The sequence below is a fragment of the Paenibacillus sp. J22FR5 genome, from assembly GCF_059691975.1.
Genome location: NZ_JCAUAN010000038.1, coordinates 1 through 21,683, shown reverse-complemented (window position 1 = coordinate 21,683; position 21,683 = coordinate 1). Strand labels below are relative to the sequence as shown.

Below are 21,683 nucleotides of genomic sequence, written 5' to 3'. Positions count from 1 at the left end.
GGATCTCACGTGGCAACTAAAAAGGCCGATGGCAAACTACTCGCCCAGAATAAAAAGGCGTCACACGACTATTTCATTGAAGATACGTATGAATGCGGTCTTGTCCTGACCGGCACGGAGATCAAATCCTTACGGGCAGGTAAAGCCAACATTGGCGACAGCTTTTCGACGATTCGGAATGGCGAAGCTTTTGTACACAATATGCATATTAGCCCGTTCGATCAAGGGAATCGCAGCAATCCCGATGATCCAACACGGACGCGGAAGCTGCTTCTGAAGAAAGTGCAAATTGCCAAAATGTTAGGCCAAGCAAAGCAAGAAGGGTATACACTCGTTCCATTGAAAGTGTACATCCGAAATGGCTACGCCAAGCTTCTCATTGGCATTGGTAAAGGCAAGAAACAGTATGACAAGCGAGAGTCCGCTGCCAAGAAAGACGCACAACGCGATATTCAACGTGCTTTGCGTGAAAAGCAGAAGATTGCAAGATAGCTGGTTGTATTGGAAGGTAACACCTTGTCTTCCATGAACCTAGTGTTCATATTTCTCGTACTTATGGTATACTAATAACTGTAACGAAGAGATTTCAAGAGTAACTTGGCTCTAAAGCTTGTCCTTTTAACCTTCACCGTCTATGACGGTTATGAAGGCAATCCGGGGGTGTTCTTGGATTCGACGGGGATAGTTTGAGCGCGGGTTGCGGGTAGTGGGGCCGCGTCCACTATAAAACGCTAAAGCCTATTAAATGGCAAAACACAAAACAACTACGCTTTAGCAGCTTAATAACCTGTTAGCGTGCTTCTACTCAGCATCGCCCATGTGACTGGGATAGGGGCTCAACTATAGTGGGATACGACGTTTGGCCTCCGCCTGGGGTCGGACGTAGGAAGACAATCAGGCTGACCCAACGCATAGCCGGTTACGGGGCGCTGCTCGGGTGACATCAAAACTGTGACTACACCCGTAGATGCCTGTGTGGCAATATTTTCGGACAGGGGTTCGACTCCCCTCACCTCCATACAGAAAGAAGAAGCACCCTTCGAGGGTGCTTTTTTCTTTTGTATGGGTGGATTGGGAGTGGAACCCCTCGAGGGTTCAGTCCGCGCGGAGCGTGAGCGGAGGGAGCACGGCATTGAAATGTACCGCTAAGGTAGTCATCGGTGAGTAGGCTGCGTTAGTAAGTTAGATGGACATTTCAATACTCCCCTCACCTCCATCCTTTCGATGTACTCACGGAGAAGCTCAGGGTTCTTACATTCCTTTGTTCGATCTCTATTACTGCAGCGATAGGTAACGTATTTGAGTTTATTCCGACCACTGAACTTGGCATTACCCATCATAGCGTGCGTGCGAAAGTAAATGAAGCAGATAGATGGAGAGGAAGATAGCGTTCTTACCTGGGGAGATCTGTACATAAGCAGCATTTAAGTGTTGCGGCATCGTATGTTGCATCAGTTATGACGATACTTTTAATCCATGATACAATTCAAGTGAATTATATCGAAAGAAGCAACATCAGTCGGGGGGCTCGTGATGATTTTAAAGACAAAATTAAGTATTCCACATTTCAGGTACAGTAGACACATGGAACGTCCACTGCTTCTTGAAATGTTGAATAAGGGGTTGCTTACAAAACTGACCATGGTCACGGCCCCGGGAGGATACGGCAAGACCACGGTGATAAGCCAGTGGGTCCAGCAAATAACAAAACCCGCCGTTTGGGTGTCTTTAGATTCACATGACAATGATTTGATTCAGTTCTGGAGCTATGTCATTGCGGGGGTTGACGACCAGATTCCGAATTTTGCCGACACGATGAAACCTTATTTATCCCCGCTCAAAACAGGCACATTCGAACCCTTGCTTCTGGCCATGATGCATGAGCTCAGCCGCGGGCATGAACTGGTTCTCATCTTGGACGATTACCATACGATTGAACTTTCTTCCATTCATGCGTCGTTGTTGCGTTTCCTCGAACATCTACCCGCGCATATGCATGTATACATCACAAGTCGTGTTGAATTGCCGTTTCCTACGTCCAAACTCCGTGTGAGTAACCAAGCCATTACGATTACGAGCGAGCACTTGCGATTTCAAATCGATGAGGCGATCCGTTATTTCCGTGATTGTATGCAGTCTACCTTATCTGAAAAGCATATTTCGATGCTGGTGGAGCGTACGGAGGGCTGGATTAGCGGACTGCATATGGCGGCAATCTCATTAAAAGGAAACCAGGATCCCGCCGATTTTATTCAAATTTTTAACGGAGAGCTTCGTGGTATTTCCGATTATTTATTTCAGGAAGTTCTTTGTCACCAGTCAGAGGAAGTTCAGTCGTTCCTCTTGCAAACCTCGATATTAAACAGAATGAGCGAAACGCTGTGTGAGGCTATTACCGGCCAATCCCATTGTCAGGAACGATTGGAGCTTTTGGAGCAGCAAAACTTGTTTATCGTTCCCTTGGATGAACAACGGAAGTGGTATCGTTACCACCATCTGTTTTCGGATTTTTTGCGGAAGCAATTTCGGAAGAAGGACCCTGCGAAATTCCAACAATCGTATGTACTTGCGGCGAATTGTCTGGAGCAGGAAGGTCTCCTCGAGGAAGCGGTTGACCATCTTCTTGCGGGAAAACACTATGAGCTGGCGGCAAATTTAATCGATACGCAATTGATTAATATGCCCTTGCAGAATGGCGTTCTGAGTCGATGGATTCTTGAACTGCCGGATGCCTGCATTAAACAAATGCCACGCATTCAAATTCGGCATATTAAAGTTTTGGCTGAATCCGGAAATGTAAAACAAGCGACGGAGAAACTTTCAGAGATCGAGAAAAAGATGACGGACCCGGTGTGGGAGCCATATAGAGAAACAATTCTTTACATAAGCGCTATCGTGCATCTCTACCAGAGAGACTTTGGAAAAACGATGGCTTACTTTGAATTGTTTAATGAGCATATGCCCGAAGGCAGCTATGTCCAGATGATCGAAGCGAACACGTTGACGACGAACTTCGATTCGCTGCTTGTTTTTTTTAATCATCTGCATGAAGCGAAAACATTCTTTTTCAAATGGATCAAGGTGTGGGAGAACAAAGAAAACTACCCCTACGTCGGTTTCTTTTACGTTGAATATAGCCGGCTTTTATATGAATGGAATCAACTGGAAGAAGCTGCAATGTATGCAGAAAGAGCGCAACTGGAAACATGCATGCAGCCCTATGCGAACATTATCGTAGGTGCCGCCATTAGTGGTTCAAGGATTTACCGGGCCAATGGGGACACGGAAAAAGCGTTTCAATGCCTGGAGCTGGCGAAGTCGAAAATTCAGTCGCCGGATAAACGTATGTTTTTACAAAAGCTGGATAGAGAGAAAGGCAATTTGTTACTAGCAAGCGGCTCTTTGGACGATGCCGTCGCGTGGATGCAATCGTGTGGGCTCACGCATACGGATACCGTCACACAATTTTATTTCATGGAGTATCTGCTATATGCCCGAGTCCTTCAAGCCTGCGGGTCATATGTCGAAGCCTTGCCACTACTAGAAAACATGTATGTCCTGGCGATGAAAGACAATCGTCATCGAGATCAAATTAGGGTGGGCATTCTGCAAAGTGTGATTTTTTATCAACAGGGAGATGAAGTGCAAGCTCTATTGAAGTTGGAAGGAGCCTTGCAATTAGCAGAACCAAGCGAGTATCTTCGAAGTTTTATTGATGAAGGAGAACCGATGCGCGCATTGTTGCGTCTGTATCTTCATAATAGGCAGAATAACGTTTCTATTAGTCGGACAGGTAAAGTTTCTTTGCTCTACGTCAAAAAACTGCTTCTCATGATGAACGAGAATAAACAGGGGGATTTGGACCTCGATTCATTGGTCACTAAGCAGGAATTGAACATCATGCGCTTTATGGAGCAAGGAATGTCAAATAAACAGATGGCTGTAGAGCTTAACATTACAGATGAAACCGTGAAGACGCATATCAAAAATATATACCGCAAGCTGGGCGTAAACAGCAGGTTTGAAGCTCTGCAGCGAGGGAAGAAATTGCATATCCTGTAACGATATCCCCCTACCCTATCCCCTATTAAGGGGATTTTTTTATTGCCATAATAACCCTAAAATAAGAACGAGATATGGCGAATTTTGTTTAAACGTGTTTGAAAATCCAGATCGCATCGGTCAGCACCTGTACTGAACATTTTTCTCCCCTCGGGGAGAAGTCTTTTAAAAGAGTTTACACAAAAGATTTGACAGACCCGGTGAATGCTTTTCGACATTTTTTGACTGATATATAACTTTAGTTAGACTCTTTTTTTGTAGGCAGGAGCTATATTTAATCTTGTGTGAGAATTTTGTAGATGATTCGAAACGTGAAGCATCTTTATAAAAATGATTATTTCCATCACGAAGATAATGGAATGAAAGGGTCGAAGTTCGAGATTATTTGGTTATATAGATCTTCCTAACACCAGTATCCAAAGCTTGGTTTGTCATCACGATACGAAATGATTTTCCCAGCAGCATAGTGTCAGTAGGCAGTGACGGCACAGTGTATGGCTGATACTAAATATATAAAACTAAATGGGAGTGTGTAAAATGGTCAATTCAAGATTAGGTTCATCTTGGTTTCGTAGATTCATGGCAATAATGACAATGGTTGCTTTATTATTCTCATCTGTACCTCAGGTACATGTTAGTGCAGCATCAGAGCCAGATTTATTAGCGGGTATTCCGATTAGTTACAATAACAGTTACCAATTCGTTAACCCATCTAATGCTACAGATGGGGACGATACAACTTCAACGGACATGGGGGAGGCTTATCATTCCTATAGAATTAACCTCCCACAGTCAACAAATATTGGTACGATTAGAGTGAAGTCTGATGACTTCCATAAGTTCTACAAATGGGTAGCAATTAGATTTTGGCATCCAGACTACAGCTATGATGATGTAAGTGTGGATTCTAACGATATGACGAAAGTAGTCAACATTAGAGATGTTTCTTTTATTCTAGTTAGCGTAGAGAGCACTGTAACTCAGAGCGATCCGCTTAAGCTATACGCTTTTGAAGCGTATGAGATGGACACTACTCCACCGTCAGTACCTTCAATTACTGGCACATCTGTTGGAAATGGTCAAGTATCTTTCAACTGGTCTGCTTCAACTGATAATACTGCTGTATCGGGGTATAACATTTATCGAGACGATACGAAAATAGCTTCTGTTGGCGCAAACACAGCAAGCTTTACAGCACAGAACTTAAGTAATGCCCATAGTTATGGTTTTCAGGTATCGGCTTTTGATGCAGCAGGTAACGAGTCAGGTATGAGTGAGGCTACAGCCTTGATGCCTTTAAACAACACCCCACCTGCTAAACCGATTGGTCTTGCTGGTATATCTCTTAATAGTGGTGCAACCTTGACATGGACAGCCAATTCTGAGGCAGACATTGCAGGATATAATCTCTATAAAGATGGAGCAAAGAGTAACGATGATTTACTAACAGCTACTTCCCTCTCAATTCCTGGGTTATCAAATGGTACATCATATATTTTTAAAATAGAAGCTTTAAATACTTCAGGTGTAGTATCTGAAATGTCAGACGCTATAACTGTGATACCTTCAAATCCGCCTGTCAAACCCGATGGGGTAGTTGTTTCTCCAACTAATGGTTCTGCAACCGTAACTTGGAATGTAAACAATCGAGAGGATATAAAAGGTTATGATGTCTATGTAGACGGGGTTAAAGTTACATCAGCGTCTGTAACAGCTACCACTTATGAAGTTACAGGTTTAAAGAATGCTACCCAATATAATTTTCAAGTAACGACTACGGACACAGCGAACGAAGAATCATTAATGAGTGATAGCGTAATGGGAACTCCCCTTAATCCAAATCCTCCTACAGCACCTACAGGAATATCTGTTGTAGCAGGAAATGGTCATGCACTTGTTTCTTGGAGTCCGAATAGTGAATCCGATATAGCAGGTTATCTCATCTACAACAATGGTAACCAAGTAGGTACAGTAGGTACAAATGCTACATCCTATGATATCCAAGGGTTAACAAATAACGTAAACTATTCTGTTTCATTACTTGCATTCAACTCAAGCGGTTTGAATTCGTCTACCAGCGAAATCATAGCAGTTACTCCTGTATCAAATAACGCTAAATTAGCCAGTTTAAGCCTGCTGGGTGGGAGTCTTATTCCTTCCTTTGATCCTACGGTGTTAAATTACACTGTTAATGTTTCTAATGATATTGATCATGTAAATGTTACACCTACTGTAGCCGAAAGATATGCGACAGTTAAGGTAAATGATGTTGTAGTTGCGCAGACTTTTATCCCAGGGATACCAGGTTTTCCCGGAATGCCACCAATGGGAGGTTTTCCCGGAATGCCACCAACCCCTGGGACACCTGACATACTTATAGGTTCACAATCCGGAGATCTTCCACTTCATACGGGGGAGAACCTAATCAATATCGTAGTAACTGCACAAGATGGAAAAACAGTCAGCAATTACGTAATCACTGTAATTAGAGCGGCTTCAACTGATAGTACTTTAAATAGCTTGTCTACTTCGGTTGGTGATTTAAATCCTATTTTCGACTCATTAGTTACAGAGTATTCAATGAATGTGGGTAGTACTGTTACTGAGATGTATGTTAGTCCTTCAGCCAATGACAGTCATGCTACTGTTACTATTAATGGTAATGTTGTGGCTCAAGGTGATCAGTCAGCTAAAATTGATCTTGCTATCGGTGTAAACACCATCGATGTGCATGTAGTTGCTCAAGATGGTCAAACGACGAAAGACTACATGATCTATGTAACTAGACGTTCGAATGACGCTAGTTTAAGCAGTCTTATCACATCTGAGGTATTGAATCGTGAGTTTGATTCTACGATTACATCTTATACGACTTCGGTTGAAAACGATGTAACTAGTCTGAATGTAACTCCAGTTGCAACGTATAGTACTTCTACTATTACGATAAACGGTGAGCCAAGCTTATCTTCTATGGCTGTTCCTTTAACAGTGGGATCTAATGCTATAGAGATAGTTGTAACTGCAGAAGATGGTACAAAGAAGACCTACTCCATCAATGCAACACGTAAGTATGCAGCTGCATCTACTGATATTACTAATTTGGTAGAAAGTCATACAACGACAACAGCAGACTTTACTTTCACTTTACCTACTGATGCAAACTTCTCGGCAGTTAACGTTTATATGGGTGGTAACAAGGTTGACTCCGTAACTTCAGGGGTATATAGCGTTTCAGGTCTTACGCCTAGCACGTCGTACGCCTTTGTATTCAAATCGGTTAACACGGAGGGCACTGAGAGTGATGGAGTTACACATACTTTCATAACCGATGCTATACCAACACCACCAACAGTAACGAGTGTAAGCGTGATTCCAGCAACTGCAACAATTGCCGCAATAGGAGGAACAAAACAATTTACAGCGACAGTAACGGGGACCAACAACCCAGCCCAAACCGTTACATGGTTCATAGCTGGAACCAGCTTAAATGCGGGAACTACCATAAATCCAACCACAGGATTGTTGACTGTCAACTCAGCTGACGCAGGAAAGACGATAAGCGTAATTGCTACTTCAACAGAAGATACTACCAAGAGTGGAACAGCAACCGTAATGGTAACAGCAGCACCAAGCGTAACGAGCGTAAGTGTGAGTCCAGCGACAGTGAGTGTGGATCAAGGAGCTACGAAGCAACTGACTGCTACAGTAACAGTAATAAACGGAGCGGCTCAAACCGTAACATGGTCAAGCAGCAATTCAAAAGTAGCAGTTGCAGCGGATGGATTAGTAACGGTAGCAGCTGATACGGCGACAGGCGTCTACACGATTACAGCAACATCGACCGTAGATGCTAGTAAAACAGGAACAGCAAGGATTACCGTAACAGCAGCACCAAGCGGGTATGTCGCTCCAATAATCAACATCCAAGTGACTTCAACAGATGGTACATTAACGCTTCCTGTTGGTAAAACAGGTAATGTTAGTTTGAAAGATGAGGTTACAGTTTCGATTCCGGCGAATGCGACAAACAAAGAGCTGAAATTAACAATCGAAAAAGTGCTGGAGACTCAAAAGCTTCTAACCAATAAAGAAGTTCTAGCCAGCCCTATCTATGAAATTCTCAAAAACTTCTCGGAGAACTTTAGTAATCCTGTAACATTGACCTTTGCTTTTAATCGAGCAAGCTTGAAGGGTAACCAAAAAGCGTCTGTCTTCTATTTTGATGAAGCTAAAAAGTCTTGGGTAGAAGTTACCGGCAGTAAGGTAAATGGCGATCACATTACCGTAGATGTGAATCACTTTACGAAATATGCGGTATTCGCTGTAGGGGACGAGGTAACTGTGCCAACATTAGACACGAAACCAACAATTAACTTAAGCGATATCTCTGGACACTGGGCGGAGGCGAACATCAAGCAAGCGGTAAGTAACGGAATTGTCGAGGGTTATCCGGACGGAACATTTGCACCGAATAAGACTGTAACTCGTGCGGAGTTTGCAGTCATGCTAATGAATACGTTGAAGCCAAAAGATGCAGGACCAGCGTTGACTTTCACAGATACAGCGGAAATTGGAACTTGGGCGCAGAAAGCGGTCGCACAGGCTGTACAAGCAGGCATTATTAAAGGCTATGAGGACGCTACTTTCCGTCCGGATGCGGTCATTACACGTGCAGAGATGGCAGTGATGATTGCGAATGCTCTAGGTCAGTCTAACCAAGCAGATACCGCAACGGGCTTCGCAGACGACAAAGATATTCCAGTGTGGGCGAAGGGTAGCGTTGCATTCGTGAAGCAAGCAGGCATTGTGCAAGGGAAAGGCGATAACCAATTCGCCCCTCAAAACCATGCTACAAGAGCAGAGGCTATAACGGTTCTGCTGAACATGCTGGTACAAAAGAGCAAGTAAAATAAAAATAGGTATTGTTCACTGTATAGACTTTACGCCACTTCTCCAAACAACTGAATCAAGCTCATGCGGCAATTTGTGGATTTACCAAGCCACGGTTCACCTCCATACAAAAATGAAGAAGCACCCATGAGGGTGCTTTTTTCATTGTGTATGGTGGTTGGAGGAGAACCCCTCAAGTATTCAGTCCGCCCGTACTGTTACTCCATTAACAGAAGCAATCGAGAATTGGGGACTGCTGGTCTGTTGTTTTTCGAGCTTCTGATGTATCCTCGAATGATATTAAGGCATGTGTTGCATGGCTTAGAATAGTCCCCGCTCGCGTAGAGGTAGCAATTAAAATGGCTTCTAAGATTTCCTCTTTCGTACCGCTTAGCTCTTTGCACTTTTTTACATGTACATCAATGCAGTAGGGACAACCCGTCACGTGAGCAACGGCCACAGCAATGAGTTCTTTCATCTTCAAAGGTATGGCATCTGTAGAATGAAAGACATCCTTTTCGAAGGACAAAAAGGAAGCGGCAGCTTGAGGGGCGAGCTTCATGAGCTCAGGAATTCGTTTTAGATTCGAGTGGTCGTAATAGTGATTCATAGTTTACCTCCTATAAAATGTAGTAGATCTACTACTGATTTTATGGGGTTTTGAATCGGTCTGCAGTGACAATGTCACAAATGCTGATCCATTATATTTTTCAAGACATCACGGTCCAAAACGGTGATCCTTCCTCGTCTCAATGCAATGGCTCCCTGATTTGCAAAATCTTTTAAGCTCCGAGTAATTACCTCGCGGGCCGTCCCTAGTTCAACAGCCAGTTGTTCATGCGTAATTTGTAAGGATTCAGACAGTGTTGATTCTATCAATAAAAATTCCGCAATTCGATAGGGAATTGACCCGAAAGCGACATTTTCAAGCAGTTTAGTAACATTCGTCATCCGATCAATAAATTGTTTGTATATGTATTGCCTAATTGGTTTGATCGTGTCCATCCAACTCCTGAATTCTAAAACAGGGAGCAGTAAGACGACAGTCTCGGTCTCGATCGAAACAGATGCTTCGTTTTCCGTTTCTCCTAGTATGCTCGCCATCATCAGTACACAACATTGACCGCTTTGCACGCGGTACAATCTAATCTCTTTACCCGTTGGACTAATTTTAAATATCCGAATAGAACCGCTAATAATAAACATAGCATGTTGAAGGAAATGACCCTCACGAACGGCGTGTGGCGTAGTAGGTGTGATGGTAAGGATATTTGCCGATTTCCAGTTTTCGTAGCGAACATGAGAGAAACAGGGGAATACATGTTGGATGTGATGAATTTGGCGTTCATTCAGACTAATCATATATATGCTCCTTAAGAGTGTAGACCCGTACCTCAATTTTCAGTCTGAATTTGTAAATTGGTGATATAATACAGTGGGATAATGTAAGGCAGGTAATTCATGAATGGACATACAAAGCATATTTTCAGCAAGTTTTGGTGAACTGTTTAAGTATGAAAGATGCTTAGCGGTGAAAGTGAGGGGAACAATCATGCAGGAATTTACACTTCCAGAGAACTTATCTAAAATAACAAACGGATATACGTGGAGAAGAATTACTATTGGTCATTCAGAATCAAAAACGTACTTATTGATAGGCACTTCATTTAATCTATACTTAAAAATTCAATCCCTCACAGCTGTTGAAAGCCTATTGAATGAGAAAGAACGATTAAAATGGTTACAAGGCAAATTGCCCGTCCCAGAGGTTGTTTATTACGGTCAAGACGATTCTAATGAATACTTACTCATAACTGAAATCGTAGGTATTAATGCTTCTGAAAAGTCATTCGAAATGATGTTACCACAGTTAATGAAGCAATTGGCTTATGGTCTGAGAGCAGTTCATGAAATACAAGTTGCAAGTTGCCCTTTTAACCAAAGATTACACAGTAAGATAGAGGAAGCCAAAAAGCGAGTAGAAAATAATCTTGTTGATGAAGAAAATTTTGACCAACATAGACAAGGATTAAAGGCAAAAGAATTATTTAATGAACTAATTAGCAAAAAGCCCATTACTGAGGACTTGGTTTTTACTCATGGCGATTGCTGCTTACCTAATATCATTATAAATAATGGGAAGGTTCATGGATTTATTGATTGGGGTAGGGCCGGGGTTGCAGACAGGTATCAGGATTTAGCCTTGGCAATCAGAAGTATAACATATAACTTTGGTAATGAGCATATACATGCCTTTCTTGATCATTATGGTCTAGTAGAATTAGATGAATCAAAAGTTCTTTACTACCAGCTTATGGACGAGTTCTTTTAATAAATGCAAAAGCGGCATGGATAATATCCTTCTTGTCGGAAACTACCGACGGGCTGGCGGGATGCTCTGCGGGAAGTTGAATATATTGTTCGGGTCGTAGCGGGCCTTCACTCGTGTCAGGCGCTCGAAATTGTTGCCGTAGTAAGCCTTGGGCCAATTCTTGATCGAGAGGTCCGGTGTGTTGACATAAACACCTTGGGTATAAGGAAGCATCGCACTGCGAAAGTTCTCTACCCATCTGATACCTCTTGCAGCCCCTCCCTGTGTTTTCCAAGTGGCAAAGAATGACATGTTCGATAAAGCCTTCCGGTAGAAATAGGCTGTAGCCTTGCTTGGCACCTTGGCGACCGCGCCGCCTAGACCGTGGAAAAATATGGAGGCCGAGTAGGTGGGCGGGTTGTTCATAAAGCGTTGAATTGTAGTGATTGCCTCGTCCGGCAGCAAGCGATTGACGAAAGGGCCTACACTCTTGAAAGGTTCAGACCTCGGCTGGGTAACCGCTATCCTCCCCACTGCCTCTAGCCAAGGGATTTCTTCGATATACACCTTTTGTGGTGAGCCGGCTCGAAGCAGTGGCTCCAGTAACCGGCGCAATTGTGCAACCGGTCCTAGGAAAAGACCTTGCATCAAGAGTGTCGACTGCTGTCCTGAAGCAATTGTGAGGAGGGGGGTAAGCCTCTCGCTAGAGCCGGGAACCGTATAGTTCTGCCAAGCTTTCAGAACCGGTACCAGGTCTGTCAGATTCCAGCTGATGTTGGCGTAAGCGACTGAGTCGATGCGATGCGTTCGAAAGCGGAACGATGTACAGATGCCGAAGTTGCCTCCTCCTCCCCCGCGCGACGCCCAGAACAAATCCGCATGCCGATCAGCGTTGGCGTGGAGAACTCGGCCGTTGGCGTCGACCATCTCCAACTCAAGCAGATTATCGATAGCCAAACCGAACGGCCGGGCAAGACTGCTTTGACCCCCGCCCAAAGTATACCCGGCGATGCCTGTAGTAGGGCAAAGACCGGTCGGAATCGCTAAGCCCTCAGACGCAAGGATCTCGTCTATGCGGAAGTCCCGCAGTCCGGTCTGTACCGTGACCGTACGGTTTCTGCGGTCCACATCGACCTGATTCATATCGCTAACGTCGATCACAATACCGCCGTCGACGACCGACAATCCCTCGTAATTATGACGGCCGGAACGCATTCGGAGAGGTACGTTATGATGACGAGCCCAACGTAAGGCGTTGACTACGTCCTGCGTCTTCTGTGCAAAAACGATCACCCGCGGGAATTTGTTAAAGAAGGTATTGAACTCCTTCCGAGCCGAGTTATATTCACGATTACCTGATTCAACAATTCTTCCGGTCAGTTCAGGTTTCTTGCCGCGTCTTAATATCCGAGGGGCGTATCGTTTGTCGATCAGTACGCCCGGTATGTCTGTTTTGGCTCTCATAGTTTTTAAGTTTCGTAGAACTTGCATATCTATTTTCACCTTGCGGATTCGCCCTTTTATGTTCAATCTTCTATCCCCTTTATTTAAATATAAGATTGTATATGTTTCACACAATAAGTTGGCTATATGTCTAGATAAACGCTCCCGTCCCAAGAGGACGGCGTAGCCGTATCAAGGCCCGCGTAGCACTATAAAATGCTTATCACCAGCATCTAGCTCGCGAAATACTGTCTTTGAGCCAATCAGACACTCCAGAGTATATACAATGTTCGCCTGTGCAAATGCGTGCAGGCCAATGTGGCAATAGGCAGTGATGTTTCGCTTGTGAATGGTGAAGAAGTGAAGATAATGAGAGTGGAGTTACTCTCGTGCCTTTCCGTTTCAGAATTCATATTTTAGGAAGTGAATCGTTGCGGTTTACTTAGACAACCCTATATACTAGTTTTAGAAGCCGAATGTCTATCATTTTACCTGAAAGGTGAGATCACAATGTCGATCGATTTATCCAAAGGTCAACGCATTGACCTAACCAAAACAAACCCAGGTCTAACTAAAATCATTGTGGGACTTGGATGGGATACCAATAAATATAATGGCGGTGGAGATTTCGATCTCGATGCATCTGCATTTCTCCTGCATGAAGATGGTAAAGCGAAATCGGCAGCTGATTTTGTTTTTTATAATAACCTTAAGGCCTATGATGGTGCTGTCACTCATACAGGAGACAATCGTACGGGTGAAGGTGATGGTGATGATGAGCAAATTTTGATTGATTTTTCGAAAATCCCATCAACAATTTCTCGTATTGGCATTACGGTTACGATTCATGATGCGAATCAACGTACTCAAAATTTTGGACAGGTTAGCCACGCATTCGTAAGGGTAGTGAATGAAGCTAATAAGAATGAGATTCTAAGATATGATTTGGGTGAAGACTTTTCTATTGAAACAGCTGTCGTCTTCTGTGAGTTTTATCGTCTAGGAAGCGATTGGAAATTCCAAGCGGTTGGTAGTGGTTTCGCAGGTGGTTTGGCTGCGTTAGTTACTAATTATGGCTTGAGCTAGAAGTTGCGTTGTATGGGGTGGTTAGCCTACTGGTGGCCACCCTAATGTTTACATCTTTATAAAGAAGGGTGAAGTCAACATGACCGTCGTTGCTGTTGTCAAAGGACAAAAGGCAGATTTAACGAAAGTACATGCAACGCTTTCCAATCTGACTGTCTTTATCGGTTGGAATGCTCCAAATCAAATAGAGCTCAATACTTCGGCCTTTTTGCTTGCGCAGAACGGTAAGGTTCGTGGTGATGAAGATCTTATATACTATGGAAACCCGAGCAATCGTTTTATCACATACATAGAGAAGCAGGCAAGTAAAAGACAACTTCATATCGATCTGAAACGAGTTCTACCAGCTGTTGACAAGATTGCTTTTACGCTTACGATCTATGAAAGTGAAGTAAGGCGTCAAAACTTCAGTGGGGTCAGTGACGTATATATCTGTCTCATTAATCAAGCATCAGGACAAGAAATACTTCGTTATGACTTGGGAAACCATTTCTCCATAGAATCGGCTATTGTTTTAGGAGAATTATATAGATACAACGGTGAATGGAAGTTTGGCGCCATCGGTGCTGGATACGCTGGCGGCCTTAAAGCTCTTTGTGAGAGCTATGGTGTTGTTGTGAAAAATGATCAGCAATCGGTAAAAGCGCAAGAAATTTTGATCACGCCGTCTGAACCGAAACAAGACAAGGTACCAAAGATCAACCTTCCTAAAATCGTATTAACAAAAAAGGGGGATAAGATCAACCTCGAGAAGAAATCGGGAGATCTTGGGGAAATCTTAATCAACCTGAATTGGAATCAACAACCATCAAATAGCCATGGATTTTGGAATAAAGCACCTAGTGGGATCGATCTTGATTTAGCTTGCCTCTATGAACTAAAGGATGGCAGAAAAGGGTTAATTCAGGCATTAGGCGAGACATTTGGGTCGCTTACGCGAGAACCCTATATTTCTCTCGATGGTGATGATCGCACAGGTTCCGTTAAAACGGGTGAGAATATTCGAATTAATGGAACCAAGCTTGCTGATTTCAGGCGTATACTTATTTTCACATTCATCTATGAGGGTGTTACGAGATGGTCTGAGGCTGATGGCCTTGTAACCATTAAACAAAATGGCGGTCCAGACATCATTGTTAAACTCGATGAGCACGACAACAGTCTCCCCATGTGTGCAATTGCTTTGATTCAAAATGTAAAGGATGAAACGTTCAGTATTGAACGAATCGTCCGGCATTATCAGGGACATCCCGAAATGGATAAGGCATTTAACTGGGGTTTAAGATGGGTCGTAGGAAGCAAATAAAAACAACTAGTCGGAGTTGCCAAAGCTTATCGTTTCAGGAGGTTTCATATATGTTAGATTTCTCTTTTGAAATCATTTCGGATTCAAATATTAACATAGAATATGTCTATGGCAGCGAACTTTTCAAGTTAAATCTATTTCTGAAACATGGTAACTGGACGATCCATCCATTTGACGGAATTCTTCTCCAAAATCGAGAGTTATGCAGACTCGTTATTATTGATCTATTCAAAAATAAACATTTTCAAATCATGCTTGCGAAAGAAAATATTGCATTATCGAGTTTAAGAACATCCATAGATCTAGAGCAATCGAGAGAGCTAGAGGGGGCTAATCCTGCCGAGAGCAGGGGAGGTCAATGGAAAGATCCCATTGATGAGACAGAAGAATTCATTGGAAATCATTCAATTGAGGATATTATCAAAATGGAACATGATTTGCTTGAGCAAAGAGTTATCTTTTACTCAGGAATTTTGAAAAAAATGTTTATGGATAATTATGGCCCTGGTGATTATGAATTTGATAAGGTTCAATCTCTTGTACGTATATACAAGGAATCACAAGAAAAGATGAATGAACTTACGAATACAAAGTAATGGAAGAACATGTGTCATGGAGATACATGTACAATAAGTGACTTAGGAACCCGCTCATGGAGCGGGTTCTTTCTATTTTAGAAGAATTTTAATCCTTACAAGATAGCTGACTCTGTCGAATCATACTAATTTTACATATTCTATGAATGATAACAACAAAGAATAGTAGGAGAGAGGGGACATTACTGAATGCCAGAAAATTTTGGATAAACAGGAGATGAGCAGATGTGGACAATCAAAAATTAATCATTAGTATTCTTGGCAGCGCTGGGGGAGTTGCTAAATCCATTCTTGCTATATTAGACAAGTCGTTTCAGGATGTCAATGATCCTGTCTATCGGTTTATCAGTCGCTGTAAGATTCATTTGATCGATTGAAAACAAAAGGACATGGCCTATTACGAATCATTTCTTCCCCATTTAAGCCATGCAGTTACGTTACATCAGTTCGATTTGAGTAATCTGAAAATGTTTCGACAGCATTTAACCCATACGAAGACAACGCTTGTCGTCGACATATCTTGGGCAGATACCGTCGAGATGCTGGAGTGCTGCGATGCATTGGGCATTCCGTATATTAATTCTGCCTTAGAAAATGCAATGGTAGACGAAAACGAAGAGCTTGAAGGATTTACATTGTTGGAACGATACCGCATTTTCCAAGAAAATAGAGGACGCTTCACGAATATGAAAGCGATTATCGGATCCGGCATGAATCCAGGCGTCGTGCAGTGGATGGCTTTGGACATGATGAAGCAAGTTCCCGGCGAAACACCGCTTGGCTGCTATATCGTCGAGCATGATAATTCATTTTATGTCGATCGGTCGCTAGTTCAGAAAAAAACAGTGTATTCCACATGGTCTCCCGAATGCTTCTTAGATGAAGCCATATTAAATTATCCGATGTTTATGAAACAAAATATGCCTATAGTTCTTTATCATGATGTATATGAGCTAGAGTTTAAAGTATCGCTCGGAAACAAACAGTTTTACGGATGTTTGATGCCCCATGAAGAGGTTCTTTCTTTGGGAAATGCTTATAACATGGAGACAGGCTTTATTTATCGAGTGAATGATTATACGACGGAAATAATCCGAACCAATCTCAGCAATGCTGACGATCTTTGGAATTGGAATCATAAGGTGCTAGACCCTGCAGAAGCCGAACTGGAGGGAGAAGATTTGGTAGGCGTGCTTCTCGTTTATAAAGATAAGGAACGTTTTATGTACAACGTCATGAGCAATAAACACATATTTTCCGAGTATAAGACGAACGCCACCTATTTCCAAGTAGCATGCGGCATCTATGGGGCCATATCCACACTGCTTCTTGATGAGATTCCTAACGGTATTTATTTTGTTGAGGAACTGCTTTCACAAACGGACAGCGGTTATGGCAAATACCTTTCTTATTATATGAAAGATTTCGTAACAGGTGAAAATAACGGATCTGACGGGCTATTACTGGATAGAGTTTCAAAATGGTCGAACAGGGGGACGAGCTCGTGACGAACAAAAAGTATTCATTGACGGGCTATTACAAAGAACCAAATGAAGACCTTTGGCTATGGGACGATATACCGGAGCTTGATATGGAGGTCGGCTATAAGGTCGAAGCGCTGCTCTATTACGAACAATCGCCGTTTCAAGAAATAAGTATCGTTGATACGAAAGGTTTCGGCCGTATGCTTGTTCTTGATGGAACCCCTCAGGTCACGACCAAGGATGGCTTTATTTATAACGAAATGATTACGCACATTGCTATGACCACGCATAACGAACCGAAAAAAGTGGCCATGATCGGCGGGGGCGATTGCGGCCCGTCCCGCGAAGCGCTGAAGTATGAAAGTGTGGAGCAGATCGATGTAGTGGAAATTGATCAGAGAGTTGTTGACATATGCCGGACATGGATGACTAAAGAGGGCACCCATGAGCGGGAAGGATGTATCCGTATGATATATAGGGACGGGTATAAGTGGATTCAAGAACAAAAAAATAAGTTTGATGTACTTCTTGTCGACAGGTCAGATCCCTACGGACCAGCAACCAGTCTGTATAAACAACAATTTTATCAATATGTTTACGATAGTTTGACGGATGACGGCATAGTCGTGTTTCAGTCAGGCTCTCCCTATTACAACTCGACTATTTTTAAGAATACGGTTCGCAGCTTGAACAAGTTGTTTCCAATCGTACAACCCTATTTATGTTCTATCCCAACATTTCCCGGCGGGATATGGAGCTTTGTCCTTGCTTCAAAAAAGGGGGATCCTCTTCAGGCAGATTTGAATCGTTTGCAGTGGCAGGATGCGAAGTATATCAACCCTGAAACGTTTCAGGCTTCCTTAGTATTACCCAGTTATATAAAAAACATATTGGTAGAGAAGTGAAGTTTCAACTTAATAAGGGAATTGAGCGATTTGTTGTAGTTCGGCAGCAGTTCGGAACAAGTTAAAAGGACCTCGGCAGGCCAATCGGCTAAGGAGGTCTATTATTTTGCTTATTTCAGTTTTTTACTCACCCAATCAAGAAAAGAGAAGTTTAGTCAAAAATGTCATATATCTTCCAACTGGCTCAATTCAAAAATGTTTAATTTTTCAAAAAATGTCCTATAGACCGAGTTAGCGCTCAGGCTCTACTGTTTTCAGGACAGCCTTATTTTAAAATATAAGAATTTATGTGTTTCACACAATAAGTTGGCTATATTTCTAGATAAACGCTCCCGTCCTAAGAGGACGGCGTAGCCGTTTATTTTGGTAAACGATCGATTGGTTAACCGATATCAGGGAGGTAGCCCCTCTCAATATTTGATCACATGGTGCATGATAAGGTAGCGGAGGGAACGTAGATGCTCTATTTTGCCGAAAACGGTTAAAATTTTCTCCAAGCGGAACGTGGATGCTCTATTTGTTCGATTTTAGCGATTTATAGCGGTTATCGGCAAAATAAGGTACTGTAGTTCCCTTCGATGTCCATTCTCACGGAATCAGCCGCAAATAGCGTATCCTCGTTCCCTCCCTCTTTCTTACAAGGCTCGTATACGATTGTTCCTTGGATTATGCTCAACTTCGGCAAGCCCTAATGCCTCCATCAACGGAGGGACATACATGCCGAATCTGCCGCGAAAACCTTTCTTCAAGCCGTACCAACCGCCAATTGGGTTTTCTGGAGAGCGTCCCCAAGCTTCGACGGTGCCTTCTTTGGCTGGCTTCTGCTCATCCGCGCTGCCGAGTTCGATCCAATCCCCATGCTGCTTGAGCATGGCGTGTAGGTCATCAATGCAGCGGTAGTCGTAATGCAAAACGGTTTTACCTACCGTGCAAACAATAATGGCTTTGCCGTCTTTTTCGTCTTTATACATCTCATACTCTGAAGTTTGTGGAGGCGTCTGTAATTTCCAAGGATTTTCTTTGGTGCCGATTCCGATAACTGTTGACATACAAGGGCCCCTTTGATTTTTTTATTGTACATAGTACAGAATATATCAAATAAGTGGACTCTGCAAAGCTATCCAAGCTATAACGCAGCCGCACCACCTCTATATGCTCCGCTCCGCCGCCTTCACCAACAAAAACTCAACACGACCGTAATATCATTCTCCGACAGATCGATGTGCCCGTGTTCGTTTCGGTTAAATCTATACCCATTCTCCTCGATCCCCTTGCATATACGAAATAGCCGATGTTCATCCATTTGGATTAACTTTGCGAATTGCGCTAGATACATGGGCTTATCATTGAGAGAAATCATCCTACCTACCTACTCTCTGTCAGGGTTAGTTGTGCTTAGGATTAAATTAACAAGAATGGATTGAAAAGTATCAGGAAAATTGTCGTCCATGTTATCAAAAAGGGAAGTGTTTGATAGTTTGTCACAAAAGGCTGCCGCTAATAAGCGACAGCCTGATTTCAAATCTATGCCCTGAACATCAATCCTACCTAAGCATGTACAACTTGTCTTTCCATAGAGCCTCGAAATACACCGTTTCGACCGTTTCTTTTTGCGCGATAGAGCGCTTTGTCACAAGTGGAGTAAAGTTCCTCGAGATGTGTCTCTTCATCGGGGATGATCGTGAGAACACCCAAACTGATTGTATAAGAGTGTTTTAATCCGGGAACGTGCGCTCCTTCTGCGGCTTGTCTAAGCTGTTCGGAATAACGCGAGGATTCCGTTTCATCCATGCCAGGCAGGATAATGGCAAATTCGTCTCCGCCATATCTAGCGAATAGATCATCTGGACCCAACTGTTCCTTCATTCGTGTTGTGAGATCAACAAGCACCCGATCCCCTACGTCATGGCCGAACGTATCATTAATCGATTTGAAATTATCAATATCAAAAAGCAGCAAGGTGATCGGTTTCTTTTTCTTCGCATAAGCGGCAATGTATTGATTGGTACGTGAGATGAACGTCCTGCGGTTCAATGTACCCGTCAGATCGTCATAATTGGCCAGTCGAAGCAAGGCTTGGTCTGTTTGTTCTTTCATCAAGAGAATGATCCCTGTATTTCCCGCAATCATAGCGAAATATTGGGCTAGCAGTATGATGGTCTGGCTGCCGTTAGTAGGATAAAAGTTCATCAAGGTATCGAAGAATAAGGCGCTGACGGCCCTAACTAGAAGCAAAGCAAAGATTGTTAGATAAAAATAGCCGATCATCTGGGTCAATGTGGATGAGGCTTGTCTTCGAATCATTCTGTAGGCTGGAAGTAGGAGTCCCGCAGCTATACCCATAGAAACAAAGGCAATTCTGAACTTCTCTTCATTGTAGAAAAGAAGGATGCCATGAAAGCCGACAATATTGGTAATGGTCAAAGCGATATACATGTTTCGTGTCAGCTTGCTCAGGACATTCTGAATTTTCAGTACAGAGATGGTTTCAAGCGCATAACCGATAAAAAGTGACGAGTTCAAAAGGGATACTGTAAGTGTATCCGGTACACCGCCACGAAGAATTAAAATCAGCCACGCCGTGGCTTGTATACATTTTGCATAGAATAAATATCGTATTGTACTTTCGTTCTTATGTTGACGCCAATAGGCGATAATGAACACGGCAGTAAACAGGTGCCCGATGACAAATGTCAGCAGCATGGTTTTCATATCTAAGTGTAGATCCATTTCGAACCTCATCTGACTGTTAGTAATTTCGGATGTTTCCAAAAAATGTCGATTACACTTACTTTACCATAAAATTGAAGCGGCATGTTTCAAATTTTCGCTAATGAATTCGCGTCAGATGCGTTGTCGATCTATGTCATACAGGTAGCAGAGAACAATCGTAACAAACGGAGTTGTATATAAGCAACACAGCAATTACAATGGTAATTAATGGATTAAAATTATAATTGAAGGTGGTCAGCCTCATGTACAAAGTTTCAAAGTTAATGTTTTATTATGGATTATACATTCTTGTTTTAGGTGGATCTCTTCTCTTTTTTCCAAAACTCATTCAGCCAATGCTTCAGTTTATGGATGATGCCACAGTATGGCTTCAATTTTTTGGGATGCTGCTAGTATGTATTGGTTTTTACTATGTGAGGTCGGGTTTGGAAAATAACATTCAATTTGCGAAATCAACGGTCGCAGGTAGAATGTTCGTTTGTGTGGTTACGATTGTTTTAGCCTTGATGTATAGTCTGCCGGTTAATTTTATTTTTGTAGCGGCGCTTGATTGTGTAACGGCAGCCATGACTATGGTCCTCTTACCTAAAAGTATCGAGAAGGGAAACAGTAGGAGAATAGAAAATGAAAGTTTGCATGCCGAAAAACTCGAATAGATGAGGGCAAGCGCCTAGGGAATATCCTTGGGACAATATAAAGATCGCATCTTTTTTAGAATCCGAATGAAAAAAGCACCCTCTGCAGGTGCTTTTTCTTGTAGTGCGCCCAGCATGGGCGCTATCTTTAGGGTTCAAGTCCCGAATGGCGAAGGCAGTAGTAGCCATAGCTTAAGACAAGGGTGTCGACCGCGAGGTCGAATCTGAAGGA

The 21,683-nt window shown here is 42.8% G+C and carries 14 protein-coding genes, 1 other RNA gene and 1 pseudogene; 11 read left to right on the top strand and 5 right to left on the bottom strand.

Annotation, left to right across the window (positions count from 1 at the left end):
* Positions 1-9 precede the first annotated feature (9 nt).
* The 4 genes from smpB to AC58P7_RS29395 all read left to right on the top strand — a co-directional run bounded on the left by smpB (position 10) and on the right by AC58P7_RS29395 (position 8,970).
* A complete protein-coding gene (gene smpB, locus AC58P7_RS29410) occupies positions 10-492 on the top strand; it encodes an SsrA-binding protein SmpB (protein ID WP_497349404.1) in 483 nt (160 codons plus the stop codon).
* A 164-nt stretch (positions 493-656) separates the two neighbouring features.
* Positions 657-1,021: a transfer-messenger RNA gene (ssrA, locus tag AC58P7_RS29405) on the top strand.
* Between the two features lie 512 nt (positions 1,022-1,533).
* A complete protein-coding gene (locus AC58P7_RS29400) occupies positions 1,534-4,062 on the top strand; it encodes a winged helix-turn-helix domain-containing protein (RefSeq protein ID WP_497349402.1) in 2,529 nt (842 codons plus the stop codon).
* Positions 4,063-4,977: 915 nt separating this feature from the next.
* Positions 4,978-8,970 (top strand): cadherin-like beta sandwich domain-containing protein, encoded by a 3,993-nt coding sequence (locus AC58P7_RS29395; protein ID WP_497349400.1) that lies wholly within the window; start codon positions 4,978-4,980, stop codon positions 8,968-8,970.
* Positions 8,971-9,178: 208 nt separating this feature from the next.
* Here the strand turns inward: AC58P7_RS29395 and AC58P7_RS29390 are convergent, their stop codons facing one another.
* Both AC58P7_RS29390 and AC58P7_RS29385 read right to left on the bottom strand, forming a co-directional pair.
* Entirely contained in the window at positions 9,179-9,562 is a 384-nt protein-coding gene (locus AC58P7_RS29390) for a carboxymuconolactone decarboxylase family protein (RefSeq protein WP_497349398.1), read from the bottom strand.
* A 74-nt stretch (positions 9,563-9,636) separates the two neighbouring features.
* A complete protein-coding gene (locus tag AC58P7_RS29385) occupies positions 9,637-10,314 on the bottom strand; it encodes a Crp/Fnr family transcriptional regulator (protein WP_497349396.1) in 678 nt (225 codons plus the stop codon).
* Between the two features lie 103 nt (positions 10,315-10,417).
* Here AC58P7_RS29385 and AC58P7_RS29380 point away from each other — a divergent pair, with 103 nt between their 5' ends.
* Positions 10,418-11,284, top strand: a complete 867-nt coding sequence (locus AC58P7_RS29380) for an APH(3') family aminoglycoside O-phosphotransferase (RefSeq protein WP_497349394.1) — start codon at positions 10,418-10,420, stop codon at positions 11,282-11,284.
* A gap of 42 nt (positions 11,285-11,326) precedes the next feature.
* On the opposite strand, the gene AC58P7_RS29375 is transcribed toward AC58P7_RS29380, so the two are convergent.
* Positions 11,327-12,793 (bottom strand): FAD-binding oxidoreductase, encoded by a 1,467-nt coding sequence (locus AC58P7_RS29375; protein WP_497349392.1) that lies wholly within the window; start codon positions 12,791-12,793, stop codon positions 11,327-11,329.
* 423 nt (positions 12,794-13,216) lie between these two features.
* On the opposite strand from AC58P7_RS29375, the gene AC58P7_RS29370 reads away from it, so the two are divergent.
* The 5 genes and pseudogenes from AC58P7_RS29370 (at position 13,217) to speE (ending at position 18,083) form a co-directional block, all read left to right on the top strand.
* Positions 13,217-13,792 carry a TerD family protein gene (locus AC58P7_RS29370; protein ID WP_497349390.1) on the top strand — a complete coding sequence of 192 codons (576 nt, stop codon included), beginning with the start codon at positions 13,217-13,219 and terminating at the stop codon, positions 13,790-13,792.
* Between the two features lie 79 nt (positions 13,793-13,871).
* Positions 13,872-15,098: a TerD family protein gene (locus tag AC58P7_RS29365; RefSeq protein WP_497349388.1), complete on the top strand. Its 1,227-nt coding sequence runs from the start codon at positions 13,872-13,874 to the stop codon at positions 15,096-15,098.
* 50 nt (positions 15,099-15,148) lie between these two features.
* The gene (locus AC58P7_RS29360; protein WP_497349387.1) at positions 15,149-15,694 is read left to right on the top strand and encodes a hypothetical protein; all 546 of its coding nucleotides are present in this window, start codon (positions 15,149-15,151) and stop codon (positions 15,692-15,694) included.
* Between the two features lie 227 nt (positions 15,695-15,921).
* Positions 15,922-17,202 (top strand): annotated as a pseudogene (locus tag AC58P7_RS29355) (S-adenosylmethionine decarboxylase related protein).
* Positions 17,199-18,083, top strand: a complete 885-nt coding sequence (speE, locus tag AC58P7_RS29350; RefSeq protein WP_497349385.1) for a polyamine aminopropyltransferase — start codon at positions 17,199-17,201, stop codon at positions 18,081-18,083. Before AC58P7_RS29355 ends, speE begins: the two are co-directional and overlap by 4 nt.
* A 635-nt stretch (positions 18,084-18,718) precedes the next feature.
* Here speE and AC58P7_RS29345 read toward each other — a convergent pair.
* Positions 18,719-19,132, bottom strand: a complete 414-nt coding sequence (locus AC58P7_RS29345; RefSeq protein ID WP_497349383.1) for a DUF6855 family protein — start codon at positions 19,130-19,132, stop codon at positions 18,719-18,721.
* Between the two features lie 499 nt (positions 19,133-19,631).
* Positions 19,632-20,813 carry a GGDEF domain-containing protein gene (locus tag AC58P7_RS29340; protein ID WP_497349381.1) on the bottom strand — a complete coding sequence of 394 codons (1,182 nt, stop codon included), beginning with the start codon at positions 20,811-20,813 and terminating at the stop codon, positions 19,632-19,634.
* Between the two features lie 245 nt (positions 20,814-21,058).
* On the opposite strand from AC58P7_RS29340, the gene AC58P7_RS29335 reads away from it, so the two are divergent.
* Positions 21,059-21,472: a hypothetical protein gene (locus AC58P7_RS29335; protein WP_497349379.1), complete on the top strand. Its 414-nt coding sequence runs from the start codon at positions 21,059-21,061 to the stop codon at positions 21,470-21,472.
* Positions 21,473-21,683 lie beyond the last annotated feature (211 nt).